The organism is Bizionia sp. (assembly GCF_048259285.1).
GTDB classification, from domain to species: domain Bacteria; phylum Bacteroidota; class Bacteroidia; order Flavobacteriales; family Flavobacteriaceae; genus Algorimicrobium; species Algorimicrobium hallyeonense.
In genome coordinates, this window is sequence record NZ_JBLXHU010000068.1 from 1 (window position 1) to 7,333 (window position 7,333).

Consider the following 7,333-nt stretch of genomic DNA (forward strand, 5'->3'; position numbering starts at 1 on the left):
AATTGTAAATAAACTTGCAGGGTTTGGTGAACTTATTATCTTTACAAAGCTATTAATACACTCATGGGAAAACAGGCTATTCACTTTAATATTTCGGAACGTAAGTTGCTATTGCGTCTTGTTGATATTATAAGTATCCTGCTTTCCTTATACTTTGTGAGTGATTGGTTTCATTTTGATTATTTTACTATAACACCCGAAAATTGGACGTGGGTTGGGGTATTAATCATTTATATTACCATTTTTGGAACTATATTTGAACTGTATGATTTGCAGAAGGCCAGTAAACCTCATATTGTATTTGCCAATATTATTTTAACGGCCTCGGTTACCGTTCTATTCTATTTATTAACACCCTTTTTTACGCCCTTATTACCTTCTAACCGGTTACAGATTGTTTATTTTTATCTCGCCATCATTGTTGCTTTAAGTCTTTGGCGTTTAATATATATTACTTTTATAACCTCACCACGTTTTTATAAAAAAGTTCTTATTGTTGGTGAAACTTCCAATATTGAAACCATTGTTGACGCTTTTAAAGACGCGGACCCGAATTATAAGATTGTGGGCTATATTAATTGTGAGCAGATTACTTCGAGCACCATAAAATTTAAAGATATTATTGAGTATCCACCAGAGGCTTTGCATCAGGTGATTCAAGAACAGTCTATTTCAGAAATTGTCGTAGCTAGCTATAATGCTGAAACCATTACTTCGGACATTTATTACGATTTAATTACGCTATTAGAACGGGGTTTCCCCATTAAGGAATATACCCAAGTTTATGAGGATATGACCTATAGGGTACCTGTACAGTTTGTAGGGAAAGACTTTTATAAGTATTTTCCGTTTAGTAGGAGTAACCACAATAAGTTGTATTTGTTTTTTCATCGGGCGTTTGATTTATTTCTGGCCTTTATAGGTGTTTTACTAGGTGTTTTTATTGTGCCTTTTGTATTGGTAATCAATTTGATTGGGAACCGGGGGCCTTTATTTTATTTTCAAGAACGGGTTGGTAAAAATGGCAAATTATTTCAGATTATTAAATTCCGAACCATGGTTACCAATGCCGAAGCGGGCGGCGCTGTTTGGGCGGTTAAAGATGATTGCCGTATTACCCCTTTTGGCACCTTTTTAAGGCGGTCGCGTGTAGATGAAATCCCCCAGTTTATCAATATTTTAAAGGGGGATATGAGTTTAATTGGTCCTAGACCTGAACGGCCTTATTTTGTTAAGGAGCTATCTCAAGTTATTCCTTTTTATGAAACACGGCATATTGTAAAACCAGGTTTAACGGGTTGGGCGCAAGTGAATGTTCGGTATGGGAATACGGTTGAAGATAGCTTGTTGAAGCTTCAATATGATTTGTACTATATTAAACACCGCAGTTTTTTTCTAGATTTCAATGTGATGGTTAAAACGGTTGGAACCATGCTTTATTTTAGGGGGCAGTAGGTTTTTTTAGTTATGAGTTATGAGTTATGAGTGAAAAGTGAAAAGTGACAAGTGACAAGTGACAAGTGACAAGTGAAAAGTTTCAGATTTTCAAAGCTTTTAAGACTCTAATTGCTTTTTAAAATAGCTAATGAGGTATATATAACGAAGCAGTAATGCGATAAAAAACGGGATAAGCGCGGGTGCGAATTCCTGAACACCAATTGTCCAATGAAAAGCCATTAAAACGCCCATAATTACCAGAAACTTCATAAACGGGATAATCCATGTTTTCGGTTGTTTTTTTGCAATCTGCCAAAGGAGTAATCCGTTTAAAGGAAATGCCCATAATAGATTGTAATTATAAGCCGCAGTTTGGTGGTCTGTTGCAAACCACAACAGTAATATAAGAATTCCCAATAGCGTTGTTACAAGGAGTAGGGTAACATCTAAAATTTTATTTCTAGTTTGTTTTTTATAATCCGAATAGGTTATACCCAACATTATTAAGCTTATGATGCTAAAAATAACCAAGGGACTCCATAAAAAATCGGTGCTTGACGGATTTGGTTTTTCCTGGTATACGGTTTTTTCACGTTTTACCAGTTTTCTCTCTCCAATAGTTGCTTCACTAAAAAATGTTTGGATATAGGCCGGTAAAAACATGTGCTCTTCGGGGGTAGCTTGTTGGTCTATTACAGAGCCTAATGCCAGATCAATACCCACACTTCCCCATGAATTTGCTGGTACTTTACCGCGAATGAGGTGTCTAAAAGTTTGCGGTTTAAAGTTTTTAGGTTCGTGAAAGATGATATTGTTGTTAAGAACGTCCTGCAGAACGTCTTTCATTTTTGTTGCACAATTATCAAAAAAGAAATCGTATAAATAGTCGCGATTTTCTGGTTTATAATTATTAACCAAGAAATTAAGTAGGGCTTGTTTTTCTTCTAACGTCAAATTTAAAACTTGCTCGGTAATGGTTCTGTTTTGCCAAATATAAAAGCCTTCAAGATCCTTGTACTTGCTTTTTCCGATGGAATAGTTGAGTTTTCCTTGGGCGAAATTTAAATAAAAACCTGGTTCGTTAAATGGAAAGCGGCCATAGTCATAGCCTACGTCTAAATTGTTAGCACGATCGCGAATTCGGAATATATTATGTCCGAACGCATCGTTTAAAGAGGTTCCAGGGCCAATGGTTATAACACTTACTTCTGCTTGTGATGATAATTGCTGGCTATATAACTGTTGAAAACAGAGCAGGATAAAAAGACCTAAAATACGGATGTTCATAAACCGGTTATCTAAAGATGCTAAAATCGAGTTTTAATGAGAAGACATTGGAGTAGAGGGCCACACTTTGGTCGCCAATATCCGTAAAGGCATAATCTACTTGAATACCTTTGTACTTAAAGCCTAAGCCTATACTCGGTTGAAAGGATACGCTTTCGGTGTTGTCTATTTGTAATTCATTTTGAAAGTTACCAACGCCTGTGCGTAAAAACACCATATCCAGATAGCCGAATTCAAAACCAACAGCTGGTGAAATACTAGCAACAGATGTTGAAATAATATCGTTATTTTGTTCGAAGCGTACATTTAAATCTACTTCCGCTAATAAGGTATAATCATAGCGGATAATAAATTTTTTGGAGGCTCCTAATTGTAGTTTTGGAATGGTAATTTCGGTTGTTTCTGGTAATTCTTGATTTTGACCTTCCACGGCATTTTGGATGGTGGCAAATTCTTCTTCATCAATAGCCCAAGCATTAAAGGTGGTCGTAATATCGCGGGCCATGATACCAAATTTCCAATTGCTATCGGTTTCAAACTGAATGGCTGCATCTAAACCAAAACCCCAGGACGATGCGAAGTCGCCAATAATTCTGCGGATTACCTTGGCATTTATTCCATAATTTAAACCGTCTAAAGGTAATTTTCTAGCGTAGGAAAAGGTGACACCATAATCTGCTGTTGAGAACAAACTGATTCTGTCGTAATTAATATTGCCTTCGTCATCAATTAATTGGGTGGTGTTTAAAATATCATCTACCGCAAAACGGATAACCGAAATACCAATAGCAGACCGATCATCAATAGGCATGGCAAAGGCTAAATAATCATAATTGGCAATATTAGCGAAATAGCTAGAGTGCATGAGGGCTAGTTGCTTATCCTCAATATTTACAAGTCCCGCTGGATTCCAATACCCCGAGTTAACATCGGCAGAATGGGCTGTTACCGCATTACTCATACCCAATGCCGCCGCATCCACACCAATATTCATAAATTCGTTAGAATATTTTCGGACGGCTTGACCATATACTGTTACAGAGACTAAAAAAACCAGTGCTGTGGTTCGTAATGCTTTCAAATACAATTCTTTTTTTGCAAAGATGCTACAATTTTTCAACATATTAAACTTCAAAATCGTTGAGTTATTGTCTTTTTGATATTTATATTTTTTAATTGATTCTAATATAGAGGTTCTATTTAAAGATTGTAGCTGTTTTGGTAAGTTGTGGCGTTGCAGAGTTACAGAGTTACAGAGTTTCAGAGTTTCAGAGTTGCAGAGTTGTAGAGTTACAGAGTTTCAGAGTTGCAGAGTTGCAGAGTTACAGAGTTGCGGAGTTGTGGAGTAGCAGAGTTGCCGAGTTGCGGAGTTGCCGAGTTGCGGAGTTGTAGAGTTGCAAGGTTGCAGAGTTACAAGGTTGTAGAGTTGCAAGGTTGCAGGGTTGCAGAGTTTCAGAGTTGTAGAGTCGCAAGTTCCTTACTTCGGTAGGCAGGCCAGGTTCCAAGGTTAGGGTTTTGAAGTTAGAAGTTTCAATTGATATGTAGGAACATGCTGCTATTTTTTACTACAACCTTTATCAAGCTTGACAGGTTGTTGAATTGTATTTTGCCTATAAAAACGTTTCCAACGGTATTGTTTGCCGGCAATAGTTTACTATTTTTACAGGATTATACCGATAATGATGAAAAAACACATTCCTAATTTTATTACGCTATTAAATTTGTTGAGTGGTTGTATAGCTGTTGTTTTAGCTGTAAATAATCAGTTTGTAACTGCTGCCATTTTTGTTTTTTTGGGGATATTCTTTGATTTTTTCGATGGTTTTTTCGCGCGTAAATTTCATGTTCAAGGTCCTTTGGGTGTTCAATTGGACTCGCTTGCGGATATGGTTACAAGCGGCTTGGTGCCGGGCGTGGTAATGTTTAAGCTCTTGCATATGTCCTTGGGGAATCCCGCTTTAGTAGGTTCAGAATCCTTATGGCGTCAGTCCTCCTTTTTTGATGGCTTGCATTATGCACCGTTAGCCTATATTGGTTTTTTTATAACGCTAGGATCGGCTTACCGCTTGGCAAAATTTAATATAGATGAAGATCAGCAAAGTTATTTTAAAGGTTTGCCAACGCCTGCCAATGCTCTTTTAATTTTATCCTTACCGCTCATCATTGAGTTCCAAAATCATGACGGGATGAATGCTTTGATTTTGAATCCTTGGTTTTTAATTATCATAACGCTTATTAGTACCTATATGTTGAATGCGCCGGTGAAATTATTTGCATTGAAATTTAAAACTTACGATTTTAAATCCAACATGACCCGCTATTTGTTTTTACTAGCAACCATTGTCATGTTAATAGTCTTACAATTTGCGGCAATACCTTTGGTGATTTTACTATATGTGTTATTGTCTTTACTAACCGCTAAGAGCATTCAAGCGTAATACGTTTTAACTTAATTAATACTTAACTTTTTATGGCTTCAGGATTTTTTGCCTTACTTGATGATATTGGTGCACTCATGGATGATGTGGCGGTTTTAAGCAAAGTAACCACCAAGAAAACAGCCGGAATTTTAGGAGATGATTTGGCTGTAAATGCCGAAAAAGCGTCTGGGTTTGTATCCTCAAGAGAAATCCCAGTTTTATGGGCCATTACCAAAGGTTCCTTTATTAATAAATTGATTATTCTACCGATAGCCTTTTTATTGAGCGCTTTTTTTCCAGCCGCTGTAACGGTTATTTTAGTTTTAGGAGGGATTTATTTGGCTTTTGAAGGTGCCGAAAAAATTTATGAATATGTAGTACCTCATAAACATGCTGAAGGTTCTACGCCTGATGTTGCCGTGGTACTAACCGAAGAAGAGGTTCTTGAATTAGAGAAAACAAAGGTGAAATCTGCTATTATAACGGATTTTATTCTATCGGTTGAAATTGTGATTATTGCTTTAGGTGCCGTGATGGGACAGACGTTATTACTTCAAATTATTGTTGTGACTATAGTCGCTATTATTGCTACAGTTGGTGTTTATGGCATTGTAGCTTTAATTGTTAGAATGGACGATTTTGGACTAAAACTTAAAGAAAATAGTGATGGAACGGGGTTTGGGTACCGATTTGGAACGCTGTTGGTTGGTGCTTTGCCTTATGTTATTAAAAGTTTATCAGTCATTGGAACGATTGCTTTGCTACTTGTTTCGGGCGGTATTTTTGCCCATAATTTAGATTTCTTTCATCACGTATTAGCATCTTGGCCCGGGCTTATTAGAGAGTTTCTAATAGGTTTGGTTATTGGGCTTTTGGCCGTTGTTGTTTTTAAATTGGTGCTTTGGGTTATTGGGATGGTGAGAGGATAGACAGGATGTGGCGTTGTTTTCTGCCTAACGGCAGACAGGGTTGTTGCGTTGAATAGTTTTCTCGCGGAATAGCAAAGTGGCGAATTTTTTGCGTGTTGAGGTATGAGGTGGAATGGGTGAACGTTTCAAATAAAAAGAACACTATTATTCCTTTTTATAAATTTGGTGTTTATTTTTTAGAATTTTTATTTTTTGAACACTGAACACTGAACACTGAACACTGAACACTGAACACTGAACACTGAACACTGAACACTGAACACTGATTTACTCTCTGATTTTCTTTTTACGCAGTTCGAAATTCTGTCCTAAATACACTTTACGTACCATTTCATCACTAGCTAATTCTTCAGGTTCGCCGGCTTTTAGAATACTACCTTCAAACATGAGATAGGTTCTGTCTGTAATGGCTAATGTTTCCTGTACGTTGTGATCGGTAATTAAGATACCAATATTCTTTTTAGTTAATTGTGCCACAATACGCTGAATATCTTCAACGGCTACGGGATCTACTCCTGCAAAGGGCTCATCTAGAAGTATAAAATTAGGATCGGTTGCTAGGGCACGTGCAATTTCTGTACGACGACGCTCACCACCTGATAATAAATCGCCTCGACTTTTTCGAATATGTCCCAAGCTAAATTCATCAATAAGCGATTCCATTTTATGTACTTGTTCTTTTTTGCTTAATTTGGTGAGTTGTAAAACGCTTAAAATATTATCTTCAATACTTAATTTTCTGAAAACGGAGGCTTCTTGCGCCAAATAACCAATACCATTTTGCGCCCTTTTATACATAGGGAATTTGGTAATATTGGTGTTTTCTAAAAAAATGTTGCCGCCATTAGGTTTAATAAGACCTACAATCATATAAAACGAGGTCGTTTTACCAGCACCATTAGGTCCTAAAAGACCAACAATTTCTCCTTGGTTAACTTCTAAAGATACATCTTTAACGACTTTCCGGCCGCTGTAGGATTTCATTAAATGTTCTGCTCTTAGTTTCATAGGCTTATACTCTGGGCTAAAATAGTAAAATCATGGCGACAATTTTATGTTTCTAATTGAATTTAAATAAAGTTTAACGCCTTTTCGGTTTAAAATTTACCTGTTGCTTGTTAAAAGTAACAGGACGTTTTGATTTAGTTTTAATTGCCACGGACATACATATCGACTTCGAATTTAAATTTTCTTTTTTGCATTGCCCAAAAAAGAAACAAAAAAGTCTAGGCTTACGAATCTATATCTAAATTTATCATT

At 36.6% G+C, this 7,333-nt stretch carries 6 protein-coding genes; 3 read left to right on the top strand and 3 right to left on the bottom strand.

Annotated features, from left to right (window positions below; all coding sequences use genetic code 11):
* The first annotated feature begins 63 nt into the window (after positions 1–63).
* Positions 64–1,455, top strand: coding sequence for a sugar transferase (locus tag ACN0QX_RS14730; RefSeq protein WP_417198053.1), 1,392 nt, complete (start codon positions 64–66; stop codon positions 1,453–1,455).
* 99 nt (positions 1,456–1,554) lie between these two features.
* Here ACN0QX_RS14730 and ACN0QX_RS14735 read toward each other — a convergent pair whose 3' ends face one another.
* Both ACN0QX_RS14735 and ACN0QX_RS14740 read right to left on the bottom strand, forming a co-directional pair.
* Complete coding sequence (locus ACN0QX_RS14735) at positions 1,555–2,724, bottom strand: DUF4105 domain-containing protein (RefSeq protein WP_417198055.1); 1,170 nt, start codon at positions 2,722–2,724, stop codon at positions 1,555–1,557.
* A 7-nt stretch (positions 2,725–2,731) separates the two neighbouring features.
* A complete protein-coding gene (locus ACN0QX_RS14740; RefSeq protein ID WP_248395081.1) occupies positions 2,732–3,805 on the bottom strand; it encodes a PorV/PorQ family protein in 1,074 nt (357 codons plus the stop codon).
* A gap of 601 nt (positions 3,806–4,406) precedes the next feature.
* Here ACN0QX_RS14740 and ACN0QX_RS14745 point away from each other — a divergent pair.
* Positions 4,407–5,162, top strand: a complete 756-nt coding sequence (locus ACN0QX_RS14745; RefSeq protein ID WP_417198059.1) for a CDP-alcohol phosphatidyltransferase family protein — start codon at positions 4,407–4,409, stop codon at positions 5,160–5,162.
* A gap of 32 nt (positions 5,163–5,194) precedes the next feature.
* Positions 5,195–6,073 carry a DUF808 family protein gene (locus tag ACN0QX_RS14750; RefSeq protein ID WP_417198057.1) on the top strand — a complete coding sequence of 293 codons (879 nt, stop codon included), beginning with the start codon at positions 5,195–5,197 and terminating at the stop codon, positions 6,071–6,073.
* A 267-nt stretch (positions 6,074–6,340) separates the two neighbouring features.
* Here the strand turns inward: ACN0QX_RS14750 and lptB are convergent, their stop codons facing one another.
* Positions 6,341–7,081: an LPS export ABC transporter ATP-binding protein gene (gene lptB, locus ACN0QX_RS14755; RefSeq protein ID WP_248395079.1), complete on the bottom strand. Its 741-nt coding sequence runs from the start codon at positions 7,079–7,081 to the stop codon at positions 6,341–6,343.
* Positions 7,082–7,333: the final 252 nt, after the last annotated feature.

What these genes read in the sequence shown, in the direction of transcription:
- ACN0QX_RS14730 (WP_417198053.1), top strand. Translation starts at nt 64, where the DNA reads ATGGGAAAACAGGCTATTCACTTTAATATTTCGGAACGTAAGTTGCTA.
- ACN0QX_RS14735 (WP_417198055.1), bottom strand. Translation starts at nt 2,724, where the DNA reads ATGAACATCCGTATTTTAGGTCTTTTTATCCTGCTCTGTTTTCAACAG.
- ACN0QX_RS14745 (WP_417198059.1), top strand. Translation starts at nt 4,407, where the DNA reads ATGAAAAAACACATTCCTAATTTTATTACGCTATTAAATTTGTTGAGT.
- ACN0QX_RS14750 (WP_417198057.1), top strand. Translation starts at nt 5,195, where the DNA reads ATGGCTTCAGGATTTTTTGCCTTACTTGATGATATTGGTGCACTCATG.
- lptB (WP_248395079.1), bottom strand. Translation starts at nt 7,081, where the DNA reads ATGAAACTAAGAGCAGAACATTTAATGAAATCCTACAGCGGCCGGAAA.